This window comes from Streptomyces sp. NPDC051576 (assembly GCF_040681835.1).
Lineage (GTDB): Bacteria > Actinomycetota > Actinomycetes > Streptomycetales > Streptomycetaceae > Streptomyces.
Map to the genome: position 1 here is coordinate 883,776 of NZ_JBFAZO010000002.1, position 23,231 is coordinate 907,006.

Annotated in this window: 24 protein-coding genes and 1 pseudogene; 12 read left to right on the forward strand and 13 right to left on the reverse strand. The window is 69.7% G+C overall.

The annotated features are described in order from the left end of the window. Positions 1 to 27 precede the first annotated feature (27 nt). Entirely contained in the window at positions 28 to 528 is a 501-nt protein-coding gene (locus AB0M63_RS09530) for a hypothetical protein (protein WP_366019001.1), read from the reverse strand. 108 nt (positions 529 to 636) lie between these two features. Next, the gene (gene miaA / locus AB0M63_RS09535) at positions 637 to 1,575 is read right to left on the reverse strand and encodes a tRNA (adenosine(37)-N6)-dimethylallyltransferase MiaA (protein WP_355902283.1); all 939 of its coding nucleotides are present in this window, start codon (positions 1,573 to 1,575) and stop codon (positions 637 to 639) included. A 183-nt stretch (positions 1,576 to 1,758) separates the two neighbouring features. Between miaA and AB0M63_RS09540 the strand changes: the two genes are divergently transcribed. Together AB0M63_RS09540 and AB0M63_RS09545 are read left to right on the forward strand one after the other, a co-directional pair. Continuing rightward, positions 1,759 to 2,028 (forward strand): hypothetical protein, encoded by a 270-nt coding sequence (locus tag AB0M63_RS09540; RefSeq protein WP_355902284.1) that lies wholly within the window; start codon positions 1,759 to 1,761, stop codon positions 2,026 to 2,028. Between the two features lie 24 nt (positions 2,029 to 2,052). After that, a complete protein-coding gene (locus tag AB0M63_RS09545; protein ID WP_366018964.1) occupies positions 2,053 to 2,337 on the forward strand; it encodes an antitoxin in 285 nt (94 codons plus the stop codon). 123 nt (positions 2,338 to 2,460) lie between these two features. Here the strand turns inward: AB0M63_RS09545 and AB0M63_RS09550 are convergent, their stop codons facing one another. The 3 genes from AB0M63_RS09550 to AB0M63_RS09560 all read right to left on the reverse strand — a co-directional run bounded on the left by AB0M63_RS09550 (position 2,461) and on the right by AB0M63_RS09560 (position 5,293). Beyond that, entirely contained in the window at positions 2,461 to 3,183 is a 723-nt protein-coding gene (locus AB0M63_RS09550; protein WP_366018965.1) for a class III extradiol dioxygenase subunit B-like domain-containing protein, read from the reverse strand. A gap of 82 nt (positions 3,184 to 3,265) precedes the next feature. After that, positions 3,266 to 4,783, reverse strand: a complete 1,518-nt coding sequence (gene miaB, locus AB0M63_RS09555) for a tRNA (N6-isopentenyl adenosine(37)-C2)-methylthiotransferase MiaB (protein WP_366018966.1) — start codon at positions 4,781 to 4,783, stop codon at positions 3,266 to 3,268. A gap of 63 nt (positions 4,784 to 4,846) precedes the next feature. Further along, positions 4,847 to 5,293, reverse strand: coding sequence for a MazG nucleotide pyrophosphohydrolase domain-containing protein (locus AB0M63_RS09560; protein ID WP_366018967.1), 447 nt, complete (start codon positions 5,291 to 5,293; stop codon positions 4,847 to 4,849). A gap of 86 nt (positions 5,294 to 5,379) precedes the next feature. On the opposite strand from AB0M63_RS09560, the gene AB0M63_RS09565 reads away from it, so the two are divergent. Further along, positions 5,380 to 6,378: a TAXI family TRAP transporter solute-binding subunit gene (locus AB0M63_RS09565; RefSeq protein ID WP_366018968.1), complete on the forward strand. Its 999-nt coding sequence runs from the start codon at positions 5,380 to 5,382 to the stop codon at positions 6,376 to 6,378. A gap of 25 nt (positions 6,379 to 6,403) precedes the next feature. On the opposite strand, the gene AB0M63_RS09570 is transcribed toward AB0M63_RS09565, so the two are convergent. After that, positions 6,404 to 7,816 carry a HAMP domain-containing sensor histidine kinase gene (locus AB0M63_RS09570; RefSeq protein WP_355902296.1) on the reverse strand — a complete coding sequence of 471 codons (1,413 nt, stop codon included), beginning with the start codon at positions 7,814 to 7,816 and terminating at the stop codon, positions 6,404 to 6,406. A gap of 9 nt (positions 7,817 to 7,825) precedes the next feature. Next, positions 7,826 to 8,512, reverse strand: a complete 687-nt coding sequence (locus tag AB0M63_RS09575; protein ID WP_355902298.1) for a response regulator transcription factor — start codon at positions 8,510 to 8,512, stop codon at positions 7,826 to 7,828. Between the two features lie 289 nt (positions 8,513 to 8,801). Between AB0M63_RS09575 and AB0M63_RS09580 the strand changes: the two genes are divergently transcribed. The 7 genes from AB0M63_RS09580 (at position 8,802) to AB0M63_RS09610 (ending at position 15,164) form a co-directional block, all read left to right on the forward strand. Next, positions 8,802 to 9,578 carry an amino acid ABC transporter ATP-binding protein gene (locus tag AB0M63_RS09580; protein WP_355902300.1) on the forward strand — a complete coding sequence of 259 codons (777 nt, stop codon included), beginning with the start codon at positions 8,802 to 8,804 and terminating at the stop codon, positions 9,576 to 9,578. A 174-nt stretch (positions 9,579 to 9,752) separates the two neighbouring features. Beyond that, on the forward strand, positions 9,753 to 10,595 hold the full coding sequence (locus tag AB0M63_RS09585) for a glutamate ABC transporter substrate-binding protein (protein WP_355902302.1): 843 nt from the start codon (positions 9,753 to 9,755) through the stop codon (positions 10,593 to 10,595). Positions 10,596 to 10,646: 51 nt separating this feature from the next. Next, a complete protein-coding gene (locus AB0M63_RS09590) occupies positions 10,647 to 11,315 on the forward strand; it encodes an amino acid ABC transporter permease (RefSeq protein WP_355902304.1) in 669 nt (222 codons plus the stop codon). Then, on the forward strand, positions 11,312 to 12,217 hold the full coding sequence (locus tag AB0M63_RS09595; RefSeq protein WP_366018969.1) for an amino acid ABC transporter permease: 906 nt from the start codon (positions 11,312 to 11,314) through the stop codon (positions 12,215 to 12,217). The genes AB0M63_RS09590 and AB0M63_RS09595 overlap by 4 nt, the downstream gene beginning before the upstream one ends. Positions 12,218 to 12,392: 175 nt before the next feature. Then, a complete protein-coding gene (locus AB0M63_RS09600) occupies positions 12,393 to 13,988 on the forward strand; it encodes an FAD-dependent monooxygenase (RefSeq protein ID WP_366018970.1) in 1,596 nt (531 codons plus the stop codon). 238 nt (positions 13,989 to 14,226) lie between these two features. Continuing rightward, complete coding sequence (locus tag AB0M63_RS09605) at positions 14,227 to 14,766, forward strand: cysteine dioxygenase (RefSeq protein ID WP_355902310.1); 540 nt, start codon at positions 14,227 to 14,229, stop codon at positions 14,764 to 14,766. Between the two features lie 26 nt (positions 14,767 to 14,792). Continuing rightward, positions 14,793 to 15,164: a rhodanese-like domain-containing protein gene (locus tag AB0M63_RS09610; protein ID WP_366019002.1), complete on the forward strand. Its 372-nt coding sequence runs from the start codon at positions 14,793 to 14,795 to the stop codon at positions 15,162 to 15,164. Positions 15,165 to 15,198: 34 nt separating this feature from the next. Here the strand turns inward: AB0M63_RS09610 and AB0M63_RS09615 are convergent, their stop codons facing one another. The 4 genes and pseudogenes from AB0M63_RS09615 to recA form a co-directional block, all read right to left on the reverse strand. Continuing rightward, complete coding sequence (locus AB0M63_RS09615; protein WP_366018971.1) at positions 15,199 to 16,128, reverse strand: substrate-binding domain-containing protein; 930 nt, start codon at positions 16,126 to 16,128, stop codon at positions 15,199 to 15,201. A 249-nt stretch (positions 16,129 to 16,377) separates the two neighbouring features. Continuing rightward, positions 16,378 to 16,839, reverse strand: a pseudogene (locus AB0M63_RS09620) (ABC transporter permease); the annotation flags it as partial. Positions 16,840 to 17,169: 330 nt separating this feature from the next. Beyond that, positions 17,170 to 18,150, reverse strand: a complete 981-nt coding sequence (gene recX, locus AB0M63_RS09625; protein ID WP_366018972.1) for a recombination regulator RecX — start codon at positions 18,148 to 18,150, stop codon at positions 17,170 to 17,172. Between the two features lie 3 nt (positions 18,151 to 18,153). After that, entirely contained in the window at positions 18,154 to 19,284 is a 1,131-nt protein-coding gene (gene recA, locus AB0M63_RS09630) for a recombinase RecA (protein WP_355902318.1), read from the reverse strand. Positions 19,285 to 19,628: 344 nt separating this feature from the next. Here recA and AB0M63_RS09635 point away from each other — a divergent pair, with 344 nt between their 5' ends. Together AB0M63_RS09635 and AB0M63_RS09640 are read left to right on the forward strand one after the other, a co-directional pair. Next, positions 19,629 to 19,832 (forward strand): hypothetical protein, encoded by a 204-nt coding sequence (locus tag AB0M63_RS09635; protein WP_366018973.1) that lies wholly within the window; start codon positions 19,629 to 19,631, stop codon positions 19,830 to 19,832. 171 nt (positions 19,833 to 20,003) lie between these two features. Then, a complete protein-coding gene (locus AB0M63_RS09640) occupies positions 20,004 to 20,762 on the forward strand; it encodes a hypothetical protein (RefSeq protein WP_366018974.1) in 759 nt (252 codons plus the stop codon). Positions 20,763 to 21,483: 721 nt separating this feature from the next. Here AB0M63_RS09640 and AB0M63_RS09645 read toward each other — a convergent pair. Further along, positions 21,484 to 22,842 (reverse strand): AI-2E family transporter, encoded by a 1,359-nt coding sequence (locus AB0M63_RS09645; RefSeq protein WP_366019003.1) that lies wholly within the window; start codon positions 22,840 to 22,842, stop codon positions 21,484 to 21,486. Between the two features lie 164 nt (positions 22,843 to 23,006). Further along, entirely contained in the window at positions 23,007 to 23,201 is a 195-nt protein-coding gene (locus AB0M63_RS09650; protein WP_355902326.1) for a DUF3046 domain-containing protein, read from the reverse strand. Between the last annotated feature and the right edge of the window lie 30 nt (positions 23,202 to 23,231).

Here is a 23,231-nt window from a genome sequence, read left to right on the forward strand (position 1 = left end):
GGCCATGACAGCCGGCGATCACGGTGACTAGCGCAACCGCGCCACGCGCCACACGGCGAGGACCACGACCACGCCCACCACCAGGGAGTACGCGATGACGACCCGCCAGTCCAGGCCGCGCCCCGAGCCGCGCTGCGGGAAGCCGGGCCAGGTGTAGCCGACGCGGCGGGCGGCCATCATGCCCCAGCCGGCCGCGCAGGAGCAGATGAGCAGGCCGAGCATGGCGACCACGGCCCCGCTGTCGCCGAAGTCGAAGGCGAGCGGGAAGGCGAACATCAGGGAGCCGACCGCGGCCAGCGCCACGATGGGGGCGAGCTGCCAGATGCGAAGCCGGCGCTGCGGGCGCAGCTCGACCTCGACCTCAGGTCCGGCGAACATCTCGTCGGGCCCCGGACCGTCGGCGGTCACACCGCCCTGGATCTCGTCCGGGCCGTCCGGGCTCAGTAGGCCATCGCCCTCTTCCGGTTCACCACGGTCCGCGGTGACCTGCTCGATGCCTTCTGCGGTGTCGCGAGGGCCGGCCTCCATCGCCACGCGCCCTCCCAACTCGGACTCCACTTGGTCGATCGAAGCTCGATGATGGCACGCCCCCGAAGGCCCGAACCGCGGCCGGAGCGTCCCGATGCCATGACGTGATCAGGCTGTGACCGGTCGTTCGACCAACGCCAGTGCCAGGTGCGGAAGTTCTGTGAGATCCGCCGCAGCCCCACTCAACCAGTGCACCCGGGGATCGCGCCTGAACCACGAATCCTGGCGGCGCGCGAAGCGCTTGGTGGCACGCACGGTCTCCGCGCGCGCCTCCTGTTCCGTGCACTCCCCCGCGAGCGCCGCGAGCACCTGCTGATAGCCGAGCGCACGGGACGCCGTGACCCCCTCGCGCAGGCCGCGCGCCTCCAGTGCCCGCACCTCGTCCACGAGTCCCGCGCTCCACATCCGGTCGACCCGGCGCGCGATGCGCTCGTCGAGTTCGGGACGCGCCACGTCGACGCCGATCTGGACGGTGTCGTAGACCGAGTCGTGGCCGGGGAGGTTGGCGGTGAAGGGCTTGCCGGTGATCTCGATGACCTCCAGGGCCCTGACGATACGGCGGCCGTTGCTGGGCAGGATCGCCTGCGCGGCCTCGGGGTCGGCGGCGGCCAGGCGGGCGTGCAGGGCTCCTGAGCCGCGCAGGGCGAGTTCCTCCTCCAAGCGGGCCCGGACTTCGGGGTCGGTGCCCGGGAACTCCAGGTTGTCGACCGCCGCGCGCACGTACAGTCCGGAGCCGCCGACCAGGATCGGCCAGCGCCCCTCGGCGAGCAGTGCGTCGATGCGCTCGCGGGCGAGCCTCTGGTACTCGGCGACGGACGCTGTGACCGTCACGTCCCAGACGTCCAGGAGATGGTGCGGGATGCCGCCGCGTTCCTCGGGCGTCAGCTTGGCGGTGCCGATGTCCATCCCTCGGTAGAGCTGCATGGAGTCGGCGTTGACGACCTCGCCCCCCAGACGCTGGGCCAGGAAGACGCCCAGATCGGACTTTCCGGCCGCGGTCGGTCCGACGACGGCGATGACTCGGGGGGCGGGGGGTGCGCTGCTCACGGTCCCAGTCTCGCAAACGTCCGACCCTCGCCTCGAACGAGTTACGTGACAGCACGCGCGTGAGGTCGTTGCCCGTTGCGAGATGTCCCGCCGCCGATTTCTGGAGGCGGTGACCCGGACGACGCAAACGGACGCACCGGGCTACGCGGGAATTCGCCCGCACGAGTAACGTATGGAGTGGATATGGGCGTTTTTGACCGGCTTCTTCGGAGGTCGAAGGCTACGGAGGAGGCGTCAACCGCCGAAACGCAGGCCGACACGGAGCCGACCGAGCCCCTGGCGGCTGAAGCGGCGGACGAGGCGGCGGAGACCGAAGCGAAGGCTGGGGTCGAGGACGCGGCGGAGACGGCGGTGACGGAGGCTGCCGAGGCCGCGGACGGCGTCGGGATCCCCAAGCAGCAGTCCGCCGACGAGGCCGCCGACAGCGAGGCCGGCGAAGGCGCCCGAACGTAACTGCCCCGCGTGGGAAGGTGAACCATGGGTCTGATGGACGGTTTGAAGGCCAAACTCGCCCCGGCGAAGGACAAGGTCTCGGGCCTCGCTCAGCAGCACGGAGGCAAGATCGAGAGCGGCCTGGACAAGGCCGCGAAGATGGTCGACGAGAAGACCAAGGGCAAGTACAGCGACAAGATCCAGTCAGGCACGGGCAAGGCCAAGGACGCCATGGACCGACTCGCGCACAAGGACGACCCGGGGAGCGCCAGGCCGACCGACGGCGGCACGAGCACAGCGTCGCCCGACTCGCCACCACCGGCTTCCTGAACGACACCTTCACATCGATCGGCGGACGGCCGCGGAGCGTATGGCTCCTCGGCCGTCCGCCGTTTCGGTGTCGGGCGGATGCCGTGAACGCGGAGCACCTCACCCCGTCCTGCGCGCCCGCACCTACGACCAGCTCGCGACCACGTACCCGACCCCGTACGGCGCATCCTCGTACAGCAACGCGCCCCTGAGGTTCGCGCCCTCTGCCGCGCCCGCGAGGACCTGCCAGGGGGCGCGGCCGGAGGCCTTCAGTTCGTACGCCAGCTCGGCGTCCAGCGCTTTGAGGGCAGCCACGTCCGCCGCCCCCAGCGCACGCGCGACCTCCGCGTCGAAAGGTGCCGCCCGCTCGTCGAGATAGCCGGGTGCCTTCAGCGTCCGGCACGCGCTGGCGTCGCCCATCACCAGCAGCGCGACCCGCTCCGCCTGCGCGACGATGTCCCTTCCGACTTCAATACACCGCTCGGCCTCAAGAGGTTCCCCCACGCCGAGTCCCTCGATCGGGGCGTCGGACCATCCGGTCCGCTCCAGCAGCCAGGCGGCGACGGCGAGCGAGGGCGGAAGCTCACGCTCCGACGCCGTGGCACTGTCCGCGCCGTCCTTGCCCAGCCGTACGTCGAGATCCACGCCGTAGCCGCGGAACGAACCCCGCGCACCCTCGGGGTGCGGCCCGCGCCCGCTCCGCTCGGCGGGCCCAACTACCACGAGGCGGTCGGGCCGGGCGGCGGCGAGCACCCCCAGGGCATCACTGCACGCGGCCCGCGCGGCGGCCAGCTCGGACGCGGCACCGGCGGCGACAGCGGGGACGAGGATCGGGGGGCACGGGCAGACGGCGGCGGCTACGAGCATGGCCGGAACACTAACAAGGCACGCAGACGGTCCACATGGCCACGCCCTCGGACTCGTCGGCGTCGCTCAGCGGGTGACGGCCTCAGTCGCAGCCGCAACCGCTCCCCGTGGCGACCGGCAGCGGCGCGGGCACGCCGATCTTCGGCAGGCCCAGCATCACGCCGGCCGGTTGGGCGGCCTCGGCCGCGTTCCGCTTCTCCCAGGCGTCGCCCGCGCGCGTGGGACGCACGTTCAGAGTGGGGCCCTCGGCAAGGAGGTGGTGCGGGGCGGCGTAGGTGATCTCGACCGTCACCACGTCGCCGGGGCGGACCTCCTGGTCCGGCTTGGTGAAGTGGACCAGGCGGTTGTCGGGCGCACGGCCGGAGAGGCGGTGGGTGGCGCCGTCCTTGCGGCCCTCGCCCTCGGCGACCATCAGCTCCAGGGTGCGGCCGACCTGCTTCTTGTTCTCGTCCCAGGAGATCTCCTCCTGGAGGGCCACCAGACGCTCGTAGCGCGCCTGGACGACCTTCTTGGGGATCTGGTTCTCCATGGTCGCGGCCGGGGTGCCGGGCCGCTTGGAGTACTGGAACGTAAACGCTTGCGCGAAACGTGCCTCCCGGACCGCGTGCATCGTCTGCTCGAAGTCCTCCTCGGTCTCCCCGGGGAAGCCCACGATGATGTCGGTGGTGATGGCGGCGTGCGGGATGGCCGCGCGGACCTTCTCGATGATCCCCAGGTAACGCTCCTGGCGGTAGGACCGGCGCATGGCCTTCAGGATCGGGTCGGAGCCGGACTGCATCGGCATGTGCAACTGCGGCATCACGTTCGGCGTCTCGGCCATCGCGGCGATGACGTCGTCGGTGAAGTCGCGGGGATGCGGAGACGTGAAGCGGACGCGCTCCAGGCCCTCGATCGAGCCGCACGCGCGCAGCAGCTTGCTGAAGGCCTCGCGGTCGCCGATGTCGGAGCCGTACGCGTTGACGTTCTGGCCGAGCAGCGTGATCTCGGAGACGCCCTCGCCGACCAGGGCCTCGATCTCGGCGAGGATGTCGCCGGTGCGACGGTCCTTCTCCTTGCCGCGCAGCGCCGGGACGATGCAGAAGGTGCACGTGTTGTTGCAGCCGACGGAGATCGACACCCAGGCCGCGTAGGCGCTCTCGCGCCGGGTCGGCAGCGTCGAGGGGAAGGCCTCCAGGGACTCCGCGATCTCGACCTGCGCCTCTTCCTGCACACGCGCGCGTTCCAGCAGGACGGGCAGCTTGCCGATGTTGTGCGTGCCGAAGACGACGTCCACCCAGGGCGCCTTCTTCACGATGGTGTCGCGGTCCTTCTGGGCGAGGCAGCCGCCGACGGCGATCTGCATCCCGGGGCGCTTCGTCTTCATCGGGGCGAGGCGCCCGAGGTTGCCGTAGAGCCGGTTGTCGGCGTTCTCGCGCACGGCGCAGGTGTTGAAGACGACGACGTCCGCGTCACCGTCCGAACCCTCGGGCGCGCGCACATAACCGGCGCCCTCCAGGAGACCGGAGAGCCGCTCGGAGTCGTGGACGTTCATCTGGCACCCGTAGGTGCGCACTTCGTACGTTTTGACGTCCACTGCCCCGCTCCGGTCACCGCTGCTCATGTGACAAGGGTAGGCGGTGCCGGGAGTGGCTCTTTCTGCGGCTGGGAACCGCCGTGGCTCAGGTCACTTCGGAGTGGGTTCGGAATACGGAGTTCCGGTGGGCCGGTCGCGGCTGTCGGCGCCCCACCCCTGCTTGCGCAGCACCCCCGACACGTCCGGCACCTCGTAGTGCTCCCCCTTGAGGACCTTGCCGTCGGCGCGGCGGGCGATCTCGCCCTCCGGGCCGATCTTGGTCATGTTGGAGCGGTGGACCTCGGCGATCACCTCGTCGAGGTCGATGCCGTGGACGAGCGCCGTGCCGTACGCGACGTAGACGACGTCGGCGAGTTCGTGCGCCAGCCGGTCGAGCGGGCCGGTCACCGAGACCTCGGCTACTTCCGCGGCCTCCTCGGCGAGCAGTTCACCCCGGTGGGCGGCCAGGCCGGGGGCGACCTCGGTGGGTGTTCCACGGGCGTCGAGGCCGAAGGCCAGGTGGAATTCGCGGACCAGGTCGGCGGGCGAGGAGCTCATGCCACGACCCTAGCGACCGCCACTGACACCGGGCCCGCGCGCCCGGCCCTGGTCAGCACCGCATACGGGCTGGCAGGATCGCGCGCATGCTCAAGCTGTTCTCCCGTATCGGCAGGCGCCGGGCCCTGCAGGGCGCGGCCGCCGGCTTCGTCGTGCTCGGGCTGCTGGTGTGGTGGCTGATGCCCCTGGGCGACGAGCCGCCGACCGGGACGATCACCTTCAGCACCGGGACACCGCTCGGCGTCTACCAGAAATACGGCTCGCTCCTGCGGGCCGAGATGGACAAGGACATGCCGGGTCTCAAGGTGAAGCTGGTGAACAGCGACGGGTCGCAGGAGAACGTCGCGCGCGTGGCGACCGGCCACGCCGACTTCACCATCGCCGCGGCCGACGCCGTCGGGACGTACGAGATGGACAACAAGCCCGGTGCCGCGGGGCTGCGCGGGGTCGCGCGGCTGTACGACGACTACGTCCAGCTCATCGTGGAGCGCGACTCGGACATCGACTCGGTCGCCGACCTGCGGGGCAAGCGGGTGGCCATAGGACCGGACCGCTCGGGTGTGCGACTGATCGCCGACCGGGTGCTCACGGCGGCCGGCATCGACCCGAAGAAGGCCGTCGAGCCGGTGGCGGCCGGTATCGACACCGGACCGGACCTGCTCAAGCAGGGCAAGATCGACGCGTTCTTCTGGTCGGGCGGACTGCCGACGGACGGCCTGAAGGACCTCGCCGAGCACTACGCGTTCAAGTTCGTGCCGATCGGGGCGGACCTCGTGGCCAAGATGCACGAGCAGGGCGACGCCACCCGCTACTACCGCGCCACCAACATGCCGGAGTCGGCCTACCCCGGCATCCAGCGGGGGGCCACCGTCCCGACCATCGCCGTGTCCAACCTGCTGATGACCCGCAAGGACATGGACGCCAGACTCACGGAGTGGGTCACCAAGGTCGTGATCAAGAGCCGTGACGGCATCGGCAAGCGCGTCCACTCCGCGCAGTTGGTGGACCTGCGCACGGCGATCTACACCGACCCCCTGGCCCTTCAGGAGGGCGCCCGGCGCTACTACCGCTCCGTCAAGCCGTAGGCCCACCAAGGTCGTTGACGCCCGCTCAGGCCGTGGGCCCGCTCCTGGGCACCGACATGGTCACCTTGAGGCCGTGCGGTTCGTGATGGCCGTACGTGAGGGAGCCGCCGCCCGCGGCCAGCAGGACCTGGCAGATGGACAGGCCGAGGCCGGAGCCCTTGATGTTCTGGTGGCGGCCGCTGCGCCAGAAGCGGTCCCCGACGCGGGCGAGTTCCTCCTCGGTGAGGCCCGGCCCGTGGTCGGTGACGACGACGGTCGAGGTCTCGCCGTTCGACGCGACCGTCACCTCGACGCACTCGTCCTCGGGCGTGAACTTCACCGCGTTGTCGATCACCGCGTCCAGGGCGCTGGACAGCGTGATCGGATCGGCCCAGGCCGTGGTGGGCGGGCAACTGCCCACCAGGCGCACGCCCTTGGCCTCGGCGGTCGGTGCCCAGGCCGCGACGCGCTCGGCGGTCAGCGCGCCGATGTCGGTGATCCTGAGGTCCGCATCCGCGTGTTCGGCCAGGGCCAGGTCGAGCAGGTCGTCCAGGACCTGGGTCAGGCGTTTGCCCTCGGTGCGGACCGAGGCGATCTCGTCGTTGTCCTCCGGCAGTTCGAGCGCGAGCAGTTCGATACGCAGCAGCAGCGCGGAGAGCGGGTTGCGCAGTTGGTGCGAGGCGTCGGCGACGAAGGCGCGCTGCTGCTCCAGCACGTCCTCGACGTTGTCCGCCATTTCGTTGAACGAGCGGGCCAGGCGCTGAAGTTCCGGCGGACCGCCGGCGGCCGCGACCCGGGACTTGAGGCGTCCGGTGGCGATGTCGTGGGTGGTGGCGTCGAGCACCCGTACGGGCCGCAGGACCCAGCCGGTCAGCCGTAGGGCCGCGCCGACGGCCAGCAGCATCGCGCCGATCTCGCCGGCGCCGATCGTCAGCCAGCCGCGCAGGATCCGTGAACGCATCGGCCCGGTGGGCGAGTCGGTGACCACGACCGCGATGACGTCGCCGTCCCGGATGACCGGCGAGGCGACGACCAGGCGGTTGCGCTGCCAGGGCCAGACCTGCCCCGGGTCGTGACTGCGGCGGCTGAGAAGTGCCTCGGCGAACGCCTCGCGCACCTCGCCGGCCTTGGGCAGCAGGAAGTCGTCCGGCGCGTTGGCCATGGAGGTGTCGGTGCGGTAGAAGACGCCCGCGCGGATGCCGTAGACCTCGTAGTAGCTGGTGAGTTCGCGGTCCAGGGTCTCCTGGCGTTCGTCCGGGGCCGTGTCGGAGGGACGCGATCCGGTGGGGGCGTCGGTGACGAACTGGGCGAGGGCCGCGAACCGCGCGGTGTCGTCGATACGGTCGACGATCACCTTCTGCTGCTGGGCGGCGGCAACGCTGATGGCGAGCGGGACGCCCAGCGCGAGCAGGACGGCCGCCATCAGGACGATGAGCAGCGGAAGGAGACGTGTACGCACGCGTGGAGGCTACGAGGCCGGAGCGACGAGCCGGTAGCCGACGCCGCGTACGGTCTCGATCAGGGCGGGCATCCGCAGTTTGGCGCGCAGGGACGCGACATGCACTTCCAGGGTGCGTCCCGTCCCCTCCCAACTGGTGCGCCATACCTCGCTGATGATCTGCTCCCGCCGGAAGACCACCCCGGGACGCTGAGCGAGCAGCGCCAGCAGATCGAACTCCTTGCGGGTCAGTTGGACGACCGAACCGTCCACGCTGACCTGGCGGGTGGGCAGTTCGATGCGGACCGGGCCGAGGCGCAGCGCGGTGTCGCCGCCCCCGCTCGCGTCCTCGTGGACGCTGCGCCGGCTGACGGCGTGGATACGGGCGAGCAGCTCCCCGGTGTCGTAGGGCTTCACCACGTAGTCGTCGGCTCCGAGGTTGAGGCCGTGGATGCGGGAGCGCACGTCGGAGCGGGCAGTGACCATGATCACCGGAGTGCTGGTGCGCTTGCGGATCTTGCCGCAGACCTCGTAGCCGTCCTGGTCGGGCAGGCCGAGGTCGAGGAGGACGACTCCGAAGCCGTCGCTTTCGGGGACGAGCGCCTGGAGGGCCTCCTCGCCGCTGCGGGCGTGCGTGACCTCGAATCCGTGCCGCGCCAGGACCGCGGACAGAGCGGCGGCGACATGGTTGTCGTCCTCGACGAGGAGCAGTCTCATCCCGGCCCCCTCCGGTTCATCGTTCGTCTGGTCTCGGCCTGTACAAAAGCACGTCTCACGCGCGCGTGCACCCAGGCAGTCACGCTGATGGACGAAGACGCCGTCAAGCGGGTTCCGGTTGCGCGGAGCTTCCGTTATCCAGCCGGTACGCGTCGCGCCGACAAACTGCTACGACACGTGTCCGATTGCTATCGGATCGTGATGCTCAGATCTCGCTCAGATGTGATGACGCTGGTCGTACGGCCTCACTACTGTCCTCCGCAACCGACGAGGACGGAGCCAGCAAGCGATGACCGAAGTATCGGTGGCCAAGGAAGATGTGGCCGCGACCGGCGAACTCGTCGTCCTGAAGAGCGTCAACAAGCACTTCGGCGCATTGCACGTACTCCAGGACATCGATCTGACGATCGCCCGCGGCGAAGTCGTCGTGGTGATCGGACCTTCCGGATCCGGAAAGTCCACCCTGTGCCGCACCATCAACCGCCTGGAGACGATCGATTCGGGCGCGATCGCCATCGACGGCAAACCACTGCCCCAGGAGGGCAGGGAGCTGGCCCGGCTGCGCGCCGATGTCGGGATGGTCTTCCAGTCCTTCAACCTCTTCGCGCACAAGACCGTGCTGGAGAACGTGATGCTGGGCCAGATCAAGGTCCGCAAGGTCGATCGGAAGCAGGCGGAGGACAAGGCCCGGGCGCTGCTCGACCGGGTCGGCGTGGCCACCCAGGCCGACAAGTACCCCGCCCAGTTGTCCGGCGGCCAGCAGCAGCGCGTCGCGATCGCGCGGGCGCTGGCCATGGACCCCAAGGTGATGCTCTTCGACGAGCCGACCTCGGCCCTCGACCCGGAGATGATCAACGAGGTCCTGGAGGTCATGCAGCAGCTCGCCCGCGACGGAATGACGATGATCGTCGTCACCCATGAGATGGGCTTCGCTCGTTCGGCTGCCAACCGAGTGGTGTTCATGGCCGACGGCCGCATCGTCGAAGAAGCTGTGCCGGACCAGTTCTTCAGCAACCCGCGCAGCGACCGGGCCAAGGACTTCCTGTCGAAGATCCTTCACCACTGACGAACAGCGACGTCCGGCAGGCGCCGCACCGACGAACACCGATCAGCCAGCCACTGGCGGCCCGCGGACGACGGGGCGGCCGCCGACTGCCGCTGAGGGCCCCGCACGCCCTCAGGGCCCCCGTCACACGCCCTGACGGGCCCTCATCTCCTCACCAGCCAAAGGATGTTCATCATGAAGCTCCGTAAGGTCACCGCCTTCGCGACCACCGCTCTCGTCCTCTCGCTCGCCGCGACGGCCTGCGGAAGCAGCGACAGCAACGACTCCGGTTCGGGCTCCAGTGGCGGCGGCAAGATCAAGATCGGCATCAAATTCGACCAGCCGGGCCTCGGCCTGAAGCAGCCGGACGGGACCTACGCCGGCTTCGACGTGGACGTGGCGACCTATGTGGCCGGGCAGCTCGGCTACAAGCCCAGCCAGATCGAGTGGGTCGAGACCAAGAGCGCCGACCGTGAGAACGCGTTGGCGCGCGGCGACGTCAAGTTCATCGCGGCCACCTACTCGATCAACGACGAGCGCAAGCAGAAGGTCGACTTCGCCGGCCCCTACCTGCTGGCCCACCAGGACCTGCTCGTCAAGAAGAACTCGACCATCGCCAAGGCCACGGACCTCAACGGCAAGAACCTCTGTTCCGTGACCGGCTCCACCTCGGCGCAGAACATCAAGGACAAGATCGCCCCGAAGGCCAACCTGCGGGAGAACTCGGGCTACTCGGAGTGCATCGCCGCCCTGCAGAGCGGTGCCGTGGACGCGGTGACCACCGACGACTCGATCCTCGCGGGCTTCGCGGCGCAGGACAAGTTCAAGGGCCAGTTCAAGCTCGCCGGCCTCAAGCTCAGCAACGAGAACTACGGCATCGGCGTCAAGAAGGGCGACTCCGCGACCGTCAACAAGATCAACACCGCGCTGGAGAAGATGGTCAGCAGCGGCGCCTGGCAGACGGCGGTCACCAAGAACTTCGGTCCGGCGAACTACAAGAACGAGCCCGCCCCGAAGATCGGCAACATCGTCAAGTAACCGAGGAAAACACCGGTAAGGCAGGCCCCATACCCGGAAGCGCGGGAGATCGTGTTCGACTTTCTTCAAGGTTATGACGTCCTAGGGGCGTTCTGGATGACGGTGAAACTGGCCGCCATCTCCGCCCTTGGCTCCCTGGTCTGGGGCACCCTGCTGGCCGCGATGCGGGTCAGCCCGGTCCCTCTGATGCGAGGGTTCGCCACCTTCTACGTGAACACCGTCCGGAACATCCCCCTGACGGTCATCATCGTCTTCACCTCGCTCGGCCTCGCCGACATCTTCGGTGTGACGATGGGCGCGTCCGACGACTTCAAGGTGCAGGGTTTCCGGCTGGCACTGCTGGGACTCATCGCCTACCACGCGGCCTTCGTCTGCGAGGCGGTGCGCTCCGGCATCAACACCGTGCCCGTCGGACAGGCCGAGGCGGCCCGCGCCATCGGGCTGAACTTCAGCCAGGTGCTGCGGATCGTCATCCTTCCGCAGGCGTTCCGCGCGGTCATCGGACCGCTGGCCAACGTACTGATCGCGCTGACCAAGAACACCACCGTGGCGGCCGCGATCGGTGTCGCCGAGGCGGCCAGCCTGATGAAGACGATGATCGAGAACGAGGCCCAGACGGTCGCCATCGGCGTGGTCTTCGCGTTCGGCTTCGTGGTACTGACCCTGCCCACCGGCCTCATCCTGGGCTGGGTCGGCAAGCGACTGGCGGTGAAGCGATGACCTCCGTGCTCTACGACGCGCCGGGCCCCCGCGCCAAGCGGCGCAATGTGCTCCTCTCCGTCGTCTTCTTCCTGGTGCTCGCCCTGTTCCTGTGGTGGATCTGGCGGACGATGGACGACAAGGGCCAGTTGAAGTGGTCCCTGTGGCAGCCGTTCACCACGTCGGACGCCTGGACGACGTATCTGCTGCCGGGCCTCGGCGACACCCTGAAGGCCGCTGGGCTCTCCATGGTGATCGCCCTCCCCCTGGGCGCGTTCTTCGGTATCGCCCGGATGTCCGACCACCGGTGGGTGCGCGTCCCGGCCGGCGTGGTGGTCGAGTTCTTCCGGTCGATCCCGGTCCTGCTGCTGATGCTGTTCGCGAACGAGTTCTACGTCCGCTCGACGAGCGTCGGCAGTGAGGAACGGCCCCTGTACGCCGTCGTCACCGGCCTGGTGCTCTACAACGCCTCGGTGCTCGCCGAGATCGTACGGGCGGGCATCCTGTCCCTTCCCAAGGGGCAGACGGAGGCCGCGTACGCGATCGGTCTGCGCAAGGGCCAGACGATGACGAGCATCCTGCTCCCGCAGTCCGTCACCGCCATGCTGCCGGCCATCGTGAGCCAGCTCGTGGTCATCGTGAAGGACACCGCGCTGGGCGGAGTGATGCTGGGCTTCACCGAGTTGCTCAACGCGCGCAGCACGCTGGCGGCCAACTACGCCAATGTCGTGGCGAGCTTCATCGTCGTAGCGATCATCTACATCGTGCTGAACCTCGCCCTCACCACCTTCGCGAGCTGGCTGGAGGGCCGGCTGCGGCGCAGCAAGAAGAGCACGGGCGCGGTCCTCGGTGCCGACGACGCCGTGGAGCTCAACCCCTCGCAGGTGGCGACAGGCTTCGGAGCCGGTGGCGGCGGGGGCTGATGATCGGTCAAGTGGCATGAACGGCACGGAGGCAGTGGCGTGATCGCCACTGCCTCCGTCACTTGACGCAAGCACCGGCAATAGGTTGCATACGTTCTGTGATCGTGCACCTTGCTCCACCTTCCTGTTCAACCGCGTCCCGGAGGACACCGTCACGGGCAGGGGGCGCCGCACCGTGGACCCGGTGATCATCGTCGGCGCGGGGCCCGTGGGGCTCACGCTCGCCCTGGCACTGGCGCGGCAGGAGGTGCCCTCCGTCCTTCTCGACGAGGGTCCGGGCAACGACGAACAACGCCTCGCGCGCACCGTCGTCCTGGGCGAGGACACCGCGGCGCTGATGGAGCGGCTGACCGGTGCACCGCTCGCCAAGCTCGGATCCCACTGGGCCGGATGGCGGTCGATGCGGCGCAAGCAGGTGATGCGCGAGATCACGTTCGACGAGACCGAGCCCGCCCCGCTGCACATCGCCCAGCACGTGCTCACCGGTGCTCTGCGCCGGGCCCTCGCGGGCGAGCGCCTGGTGAAGATCGCCGTGGACAACCGTCTCGACTCGGTCGAACAGGAACCCACGGGCGTCACCGCCCACACCCGTGGCCCCAAGGGCACCTGGTGGCGCGGGAGTTACCTGGTCGGCTGCGACGGCCCGCGCTCGACCGTGCGCAAACTCCTGGACATCCGCTTCCCCGGCCGTACGGCGGTGGAGCGACACGCCGTGGCCGCGCTGCGCACGGAACTTCCGTGGCCCGACCAGGCGTTGTTGCATCGGATGCCGCCGTGGCGGACGTCCGGCACCTCGGCCGTGGAGGTCACCGGACGCCCGCTCCCGGACGGCGTGTGGCGTCTGGACTGGTTGCTGCCACCGGGCAAGGACCTCGTCACCCCCGAGCTGCTCCTGACCCGCGTCCGGGAGACGCTCGCGGGCTGGACCGAGGGCCCGACACCGCCGTACGACCTGCTCGACACGGGAGTGCACACCGTGCACCACCGGCTCGCTCGCCGGTGGCGGGTGGGACGGGTGTTTCTCGCCGGGGACGCGGCACATCTGCTGGGGGCGCTCGGCACGCAGGGGCTGGACGAGGGGCTGCGGGACGCCGACAACCTCGCCTGGAAGCTGGCGTTCGCCTGGCACCACGGGCCGCACGAAGCGCTGCTCGACAGCTATCAGGCGGAGCGGCGGGCGGTCGTGGCGGCCCGGCTGCGCGCCGCCGACCAGGCGCTGCCGCTGGTGCGCGGCGGCGCCGGGCTGCGTTCGGTCGTGCCCGGCTCGACCCGTGGCCATGACGTGCTGCTCACGGACGGTCACCTGGGGCGCGGAGCGCTCGGCGCGCCGGGGGCGTACGCCGATTCGCCGCTCGCGCCCCGGCACATCGAGGCGGAGGTCGCCGTCGACACCCTGCCGGGCGCGCCGGTCGCCGATGTCCGGGTCACCGCGGAGGACGGCTCCGTCGTACGGCTGCGGGACCGCCTCGGTCACGACTCCCTGCTGGTCGTGCTGATCGCGCCGGGCACGGGCGTGTGGGAGCGCAAACACTGGGTGACCGCCGGAATCATGCCCCGCCTGGCGGCCGCCGTGACGGCGCTGCCGCACCCGGCCGAGCTGCTGGTCGCCGAGAGCTACCCGGGCGCCGCCGCCCACACCGTCCTCCTCGTACGGCCCGACGGACACCTGGTCACCGCGCTGAGCGGGGTGCGCCCGGCCGACCTGTACGCGGCGGCCGAGGCGACGCTCGGCGGTCCGGCGAAGACGGAGGCAACAGCCGGCTCACGCTGAGGTCTCCGCACCCGAACTGTCCACATAGTGACGCTGTGTTGACCGTTTCGCACCGCCGTGCTGTACTCCGGATCATGACCGACACATCTGTCCATCTCTGGCGGAAGGTCCATCTGGACCTCGTCCGCTATGTGGGCTGCGTCTGTCACGTCTCCTGCTGAATTCGCATCTCTCTCACTCGCGCGCGCCCTGTCTGTGGGTCCGCGCGCTCTCGCGAACACTCATCAGGACGGTGCACGTGTCTGTATCCCCCTCTGCCCCCGTGTCCTCCGCCGCGCCCGCCCAGGCGCCGACGCAGGCGGACCTGCTCGACTTCGTACGGCGTACGGCGGCCGACGCCGAGTTGATCGCCTCGCTCCCCCTCGACCCCGAGGGCCGCACGTGGGTGCGGCTCGAAGGGCCCGGCGGCAGCGAGGCCTGGCTGATCGGCTGGCCGCCCGGCAGCGGCACAGGCTGGCACGACCACGCCGACTCGGTCGGCGCCTTCCTCACCGCCGCCGGCGAGCTCAAGGAGAACTCGCTCGCCGCCCGGCTCCCGAGCCACGGCTGGAAGACCCTCGAACTGGAGGAGGGCGTGGACCGCGAACGACGGCTGCCGGCCGGCAAGGGCCGCGCCTTCGGCCACCACCACGTCCACGAGGTGCTCAACGAGTCCATGGAGGAGCACGCGATCTCCGTCCACGCCTACTACCCGCCACTGCCGCAGATCCGCCGCTACAGCCGCACCGGCCCGGTGCTGCGCCTGGAGCAGGTCGAGCGCCCGGCGGACTGGCAGTGAGTGCCGTACGCGAACAGCCACGCGGAATGGACGAGTTGCTGGAGCGGGTCCGCGCGGACTTCGAACGGACCGAGGCCCGGGCGGCGTACAACGCGGCCCAGGCCGGCGAGGCTCTCCTGGTCGACATCCGCTACGCGGCCCCGCGCGAGCGCGACGGGCTCGTCCCCGGCGCCCTGGTCGTCGAGCGCAACGAACTGGAGTGGCGCCTCGACCCCCGAGGCAGCCACCGCGCCCCCGAAGCCACCGGCCACGACCTGCGCGTCGTAGTGATCTGCGACGAGGGCTACGCGTCCAGCCTGGCAGCCGCGTCCCTGCACCGACTCGGCCTGCATCGCGCGACGGACCTGATCGGCGGCTTCCAGGCATGGAAGGCAGCGGGCCTGCCTGTCACCCCGTAGACACCGTGTCTACGACCTGACGGTCCGACCCCGCTCACAACCCGTCGGAAGGGCAGTAGAGCGGGGCCGTGTCCGCGTTGGCCCTGGTGATCAGCCGGGCCGGCGTGGTGGCGATCTTCTTCACCTTCTCCTTGCGGAGCAGGCTGATGGCGTTGGTGACGGCCAGTTCGCCGGTGTCCTTGGCGGAGTTGGAGACGGTGGCGGCGAAGCGGCCGTCCTTGAGGGCGGCGAGTGCCTCGTCGGTGCCGTTGACCGTCACGATCTTGACCTTCTTGCCGCCGTCCGCGTCGAGCGCCTTGCGGGCGGCGAACGCCATCTCCTCGTTGGCGACGAAGACGTAGTCCAGATCGGGATGCGCCTTGATCATGGCTTCGGCGACGATCTTCGCCTTCGCCGCGACGAACATGGCGGGCTGGTTCGCGACCACCTTCGCGTTCGCCGGCAGTCCCTGGGTGAAACCGCCGACGAGCAGGTCGGAGGCGGCACCGGGCGCACCCGCGATGACACCCACCTGTACGTCACCCCCCGCGGCGTCGTCCTCAATCCAGTCGGCGTCCAGCTTGCCCACCGCCTTCAGGTCGACGACCACGGCCCCGAGGATGTCGGACGGGTCGGCACTGACCGAGGTCAGGAAGATCGGGATGTGCGCGCTCTTGGCCTTGGCGATGTCGCTCTTGAGCGCGGTGGTGCTGACGGTCTGCACGATGATCGCGTCGACATGGCGGTCGATCATGCTCTGGATGTTGGACAACTCCTGAGCGGCGTCCTGATGCGAGTTGGCGGTGACGAGCTTCGCGAAGTTGCTCTTGGCCGTGTTCTGGATCGACTCCTGCAGACAGGTGTGGAACTCGGTACTGCCGCCGTTCACGAACCCGAGGGTGGTGGGCCCGTCGTCGGCGGGCGTGGCGCTGGACTCCAGCCCGCAGCCGCTCAGTAAGAGACCGGTGCCGACCAGACAGGCCACCAGCGATCTCCGGTGGCGAGCGGACAGGGGCAACGACAAGGCTGGCCGCCTTTCAGGGCGTACGAGGACCGGTCGGCGAAGCGGCCGGAGGCACTCAGGCAGGCCTGACTGCGGCTCAGCAGGCGGGGAGACCCGAGGGACGGCAGCAGAAGTTACCCGCGCGCCAAACATTCGAACCCTTCACGGAACGCACACTGAGTTTGCGAAACACGCACTCCCGACAGGCTTGTCCACCAGTTCCCTCCTCCCCTACTGCCGGGCGGTCACCGCGGCCACCGCCCGGCCCCGGAGCGCCACGCGACCCGGCAGCGCGGTGGCGACCAGCGCGAGAGTCCCGGCCACCGCGACCACCGCGAGGTACACGAGAGGGGTGACCGATGGCGCGGCCCGGCCGGTCATGCCGACGCTGAACGCCGTCAGGACGGCGAGGGCGATACCGCTGCCGACCGCCGTGGCGAGGAACAGCACCGACAGCACCTCGGTGCGCAGCATCCGCAGCACCTGACGTCGGGTCGCCCCGGCCAGGCGCAGCAGCGCGAACTCCCGGACCCGCTCGGCGATCGACATCGCGAGCGTGTTGACCACGGCGATGGCTGTAAAGGCCAGGACGAGGCCCATGGCCAGATAGTTGACCTCGGCGTTCGCCTGCTGGCGCCGCGCCTGGAGCGAATCCGCGGCGGCCGGCGCGGGGACGCGGATGCCCGGGAACTCGACGGAGCCGCGCGCGTCACCCGCGCTGACCTGAACGGTAATGCCGTGGAGGGCCCGGCCACGGCCTGCCGCAACCGGGCCGCACTCCTGCCCTCGTCCGGGAGCACGCCGAACGCGGTGACCTCCCTGGGGTGTGCGGCCGGCCGACGCGGATGGCGCCGGGATCCGCTCGGCGGGTGTCTGTGCTTTGCGGCGGTCCGGCGTCTTCAGGGGGTAACCCCACCTCGGGCGCCGGCCCGATGCTTGCCTGAACGCGGTCGGCGCCCCCGCGCGTCCACCGTGTTCAGGACGTTCGCACCGTCGAGGTGTCAGAACCGGATCAACGCCGGATCAGTACCCCTCGTCCCCGAGGAACTCCGTGTCCTCGCCCTCTTCCTCCAGCGCCTGGCGGACCACTCTCAGGGCCATGCCCTGGGAGTAGCCCTTGCGGGCCAGCATGCCCGCGAGGCGGCGCAGCCTCTTGTCGCGGTCAAGGCCGCGGGTGGACCGCAGCTTGCGGTCGACCAGGTCGCGGGCCGTCGCCTCTTCCTGCTCGGAGTCGAGCTGGGAGACGGCCTCGTCGATCAGCGTCGAGTCGACGCCCTTGGTGCGCAGCTCCTGGGCGAGCGCGCGCCTTGCCAGTCCCCGGCCGTGGTGCCGGGACTCCACCCAGGCGTCGGCGAACGCACCGTCGTTGATCAGTCCGACCTCCTCGAACCGCGACAGCACCTCGTCCGCCACCTCGTCCGGGATCTCCCGCTTGCGCAGGGCGTCCGCGAGTTGCTTGCGGGTGCGCGGGGTCCCGGTGAGCAGGCGCAGACAGATTCCCCGCGCCCGCTCGGCCGGGTCCGCCGGCGGCTCCTCCTTCTGAGCCCTCGACTCGGCCCCCGACGACGAGGAGTAGCCCCCGTCCCCTCCGGACGACTCCCCGAAGCCGCTGCCACGACCACGGCGCCCACGTCTACCGCGTGCGCCGTCACCGAGCGCCGTACCCCCGCGTACGCCGCCCTCGTCACGTGCTCCACGGCTGCGGCGCGAGCCGCGGCCGGGTGCGTCGTCGTCGGTGGATCCCTCGCCGGACCAACTGCCGCCGGGTGCCGGGCTCCTGAAAAGCCGACCGGTACCCGCCGAACCGTCGCCGGGCTCCGGCCCGCCGAACGGCGGGCCGGTCTCACCGGCGAAGCCACCAGCCGACCACGCACCGCCCGGCTCACCGCCGTACGGCTCCTCGGGCATGTCGTCCGCCGCGCCGTAGGCCGGGCCCTCGCCTCCCCCGCGCCCCTGGGGGACGCCGGGGTACGCGTACTCGGCCCAGTCCGTTCGTCGTGTCACGGGTCAGCTCTTGGCTGCCGTGGCCTTGGACTTGGTGGCCTTGGCCGCGGCCGCCGGAGCGGGCACCGCCTTGGCGGCGTCGTCCGTGGCGGTGGAGACCGCCGCGTCCGCGACCGGCTCGGCGGCGGGCTTCTCCGGACGGACACCCACGCCCAGCTTCTCCAGGATCTTCTTCTCGATCTCGTTGGCCAGGTCGGGGTTGTCCTTCAGGAAGTTGCGCGCGTTCTCCTTGCCCTGGCCGAGCTGGTCGCCCTCGTACGTGTACCAGGCGCCGGCCTTGCGGACGAAGCCGTTCTCCACGCCCATGTCGATCAGACCGCCCTCACGGCTGATGCCCTGGCCGTAGAGGATGTCGAACTCGGCCTGCTTGAAGGGCGGTGCGACCTTGTTCTTGACGACCTTGACGCGGGTGCGGTTGCCGACCGCGTCCGTGCCGTCCTTCAGGGTCTCGATACGGCGGATGTCGAGTCGCACCGAGGCGTAGAACTTCAGCGCGCGGCCACCGGTCGTGGTCTCCGGCGAGCCGAACATCACGCCGATCTTCTCGCGGAGCTGGTTGATGAAGATCGCGGTGGTCTTGGACTGGTTGAGCGCACTCGTGATCTTCCGGAGCGCCTGGCTCATCAGACGGGCCTGCAGACCGACGTGGCTGTCGCCCATCTCGCCCTCGATCTCCGCGCGCGGGACGAGCGCCGCGACGGAGTCGATGACGATGAGGTCGAGGGCGCCGGAGCGAACCAGCATGTCCACGATCTCCAGGGCCTGCTCGCCGTTGTCCGGCTGGGACAGGATCAGGTTGTCGATGTCGACGCCGAGCTTCTTCGCGTACTCGGGGTCGAGGGCGTGCTCCGCGTCCACGAACGCGACCTGGCCGCCGGCCCGCTGTGCGTTCGCCACCGCGTGCAGGGTCAGGGTCGTCTTTCCGGAGGACTCCGGGCCGTAGACCTCCACCACTCGGCCGCGCGGCAGGCCGCCGACACCGAGGGCGACGTCGAGTGCGGTCGACCCGGTGGGGATGACCTCGATGGGCTCGTTCGGCCGCTCGCCCAGGCGCATCACCGCGCCCTTGCCGAATTGCCGTTCAATCTGTGCGAGCGCGGCGTCCAACGCCTTCTCGCGGTCGGTTCCTGCCATGGGTTCCACCCGGTTTGCTTGAGTCGATCGCTTCACGTCAAAGACGCTAACGCCTGCCACTGACAATGCGCCCCGACGCCCGTCCAGCCTGTGGATAACTCGGACACTTCAGCATCAAAAACCTGTCGAAATGCCCGTCATGGCCTCGCCGGAGCCTCCATAAGAATGGATGTTCGATTTTCATGTCAAGCGCACCACGCGGCACTCGCGTCACCGATGTCCGGTGCCGCAGGGCGTCCTGACGACGCTTCGAACGACATGGAAATCCTTCCCGTCCCGGGGCCGGGGCCGTTGACTGACAGCAGTCAACGGCAGTCGGCGGCATTCGACGCGAGGAGAGCGTGATGAGGGTGTGGAAGCGTGTGGGGATCGCGGCCGTGGTGGCCGGGACGACCGTCGGCATCATGAGTCCGGCGGCATCGGCCGCCCCCGCGCCGTGGGAGACCAGCCGCGTCCATCAGCCCGCGCCCGCCCAGGGCACGGCGATCTCCTCGGTCGGCGGAACCGGCACCGTCAAGATCCTTTGCAGCGCTAGCTGCTACGAGTAGGTCTCTCCGGCTGGACCGGTGCACCGCCGAGCTTGTCCAAGAGGGTTCTTTACTTGCGGCGCGCCCCCAAGACTCATCGCCACGCTTCCGCGAGCCCTACTTCCACCGTCGTACGGCGGGTGTCTTCGGCCGTACGACGACCGCGCGGCGGGTTCCCGCGAGGCTCGGGCCATGCCCCTGACCCTGAAGAACCACGTACGCCCCACCGAACGTCTCTGCCACGCGACCGGTGCCTTGCTGATCCTCTCCGGCCTGGTGCACCTGGTGGTGTTCGCGGTGGACGGCGGCCCCTGGTACGGGCCCGTCTCCTGGCGCAAGCCCGTCACGTTCGGGCTTTCCTTCGGGGCGACGCTGATCGCGGTCACCTGGGTCACGTCGTATCTACGTGTCGGGGCCCGGCTGCGCACCGTGCTGCTCGTCGTGTTCGCCGCCGACTGCGTCGTGGAGGTCGGCGGCATCACCCTTCAGGCGTGGCGCCGGGTGCCGTCGCACCTCGACATGGAGACGCCCTTCGACACCGCGGTCTCCATGACGCTCGCGGTGGGTGGCGGTGTCCTAGTGGTGCTGCTCACCGTGTTCGCGGTGACGTCCTTCCGGCACCGGCCGACGGGTCCCACCGGGATGGCGCTCGCGGTGCGTTCCGGGTTCGCGATCCTGCTCGTCGCGCTGGCCTCGGGCGCCGCGATGATCGCGCGCGGGGTGGTCCTGGCCCGAACCGGCCACCAGGAAGCGGCCTACGATTCGACGGCCCCGCTCAAGCCCCTGCATGGGGTGAGCCTGCACGCCGTCCTGGTCCTGCCGGCCCTGGCCTGGCTACTGTCCCGCACGTCCTGGAGCGAGACGGCACGACGGCGGACCGTACGGCTCGCGGTCGGCTGCTACGCCGTCGCGGTGGCCGGGGCGGGGGTGTGGGCGGTGCTCATGTACTGATCGCGGAGACCTGGTGCTCGCGCGAGAGCGCCCCTCAGGCGGAGCTTTCTTCGGAGTCCCTCGGGTCGGAGGTGGTCGGTGCGGCGTCCTTTGAGCCGGAACCGGTCGGGGCGGAATTCCTGGAGCCGGAGTCGGTACACCCGGAGTTCCTAAGGCCGGAGTCGGTCGCCCCGGGACCAGTCGGCCCGGTGTCGGTCGGGCCTGAGCCGGTCGACACGGAACTCGTCCGCTCCGCCCGGAGTCGGTGGCCCCGGAGCTCTGAGAGTCGGAGGCGGTCAGTCCGAGGCCGGTCGATCCGGAGCCGGTCGGCGCCGAGTTCTACGAGTCGGGATCAGCCGACCCAGAATCCGTAGGGCCCGAGTCGATAGCCCCGAAGCTCCAACGGCCAGAGCCAGCCGCCCCGAAACCAGTCCGCCCGGAACCGATCGACATGGAGCCGGTCGGCCCGAAGCCGGTCGGCCCGGAACTACGGGCATCGAAGGTGGTCATCCGGAGTCGGCCAGTCCGGAACGAGTCGATCCGCAGCCGCTCGGCCCCGAGATCTAACAGTCGGGATCAGCCGACCCAGAATCCGTAGGGCCCGAGTCGATAGCCCCGAAGCTCCAACGGCCAGAGCCCACCGCCCCGAAACCAATCCACCCGGAACCGATCGACACGGAGCCGGTCGGCCGGAACTCTGGGAATCGGAGGCGGCCGGTCCGGAGCCAGTCGACCCTGAGTTCTAGGAGTCGAGATCAGCCGGCCCGGAGCCGGTCGGACCCGAGTCGGCCCGCCCGGAGTTCTGACCGCCAGAGTCTGTCAACCCAGAGCCAGTCGAGCCAGAACTGGTCGGTCCGGAGTCAGCCGGTCCGGAGGTGGCCCCGCCGGACCCAGCCGACCCAGAACCAGCCACCCCACCGGAATCAGCCATCCCATCGGAGCCGACCGCCCCACCGGAGTCGCCCACCGCACGCTCCGCCTCCCCCACCCGCTGCCCCCACAGCCTCCCCACCCGCGCCCGCAGGCCAGGCCCTCCGGTTCCCCGGACCCGGTGTCCATGGACGCGGGGATCGTCCGTGACGGCGTACCGCTTCACATAGGCCCCGAGGAACGCCTGAAGCGTGGCCACGGCCGGAATGGAGATCAGCGCGCCGACCGCACCCAGGAGCGCGGTGCCCGCGATGACCGAGCCGAAGGCGACGGCGGGGTGGATGTCGACGGTCTTCGCGGTCAGCTTGGGCTGCAGCATGTAGTTCTCGAACTGCTGGTAGACCACGACGAAGATGAGCACCCACAGCGCGTACCAGGGGTCCACGGTGAACGCGATCAGCATGGGCAGCGCGCCCGCGAGATACGTGCCGATGGTCGGGATGAACTGGGAGACCAGGCCCACCCAGACGGCGAGCACGGGCGCGTACGGGATGCCCAGCGCCTGCAGCAGGATGTAGTGCGCCACGCCGGAGATCAGCGCCATCAGGCCGCGGGAGTATATGTAACCGCCGGTCTTGTCGACGGCGATCTCCCACGCGCGCAGCACCTCGGCCTGCCGGGCGGGCGGCAGTACGGAGCACAGCGCACGCCGCAGGCGCGGCCCGTCGGCGGCGAAGTAGAACGAGAACAGCCCGATCGTCAGCAGTTGGAAGAGGCCACCAAGCACCTGCGTGGACACGTCCAGCACACCGGTGGCGCTGTTCTGCACGTACTTGCGCAGCCAGTCGGAGTGGAGCAGCCCCTCCTGGATGTCGACCCGTTTCAGGTCGGTCTGGAAGTGTGCGTTGACCCAGTTGATGACGGAGTCGAGGTAGTCCGGGAAGTCCTCGATCATCTTGATGATCTGGCCGGCGAGCATCGACCCCATGAGGGTGATGAACCCGGCGCTCACGATCAACAGACCAAGGAAGACCAGGAAGGTGGCCAGACCCCGGCGCATACCGAAAGCGGCCATCCGGCTCACCGCGGGCTCGATGGCGAGCGCCAGGAAGAACGCGATGAGGATGTTGATCAGCAGGCCGATAAGCTGGTGGAAGGCCCAACTGCCCAGTTGGAACACGGCGACGAGGGCGAGCGCCAGCACCATCGCGCGTGGCAGCCAGCGCGGCATGCCGGTCCCCGGCACGGCGCGATCGGCCGGGGGCCGGGTCGGCGGCGTCGTGCCGGACGGGGATGCCTGCCGGGCGTCGTGCCCGGTCTCGTCAGTGGGTGCCACGGTGCAAGTCTCGCCTACGCCACTGACAACCGGTCACCGTGGGCGATCTTCGTGACCGATCAGCGACTTTCCCGCGGAACGTTCATGACGGCGCAGACCACGCGCCACACGTCCTTGGCCTCCCAGCCCGCGTCCAGCGCCTCGTGCACCGTCCGTCCGCCGAGTTCCGTCATCACGTGATCGCGGGCGAAGCTCTCGGCGTACCCCGCCCCGAAATGCTCCGTCATCCGCTGCCAGAAGACCGTCAACCGCATGACATCAGTATCCCGCCCCTGAGAGTGGGC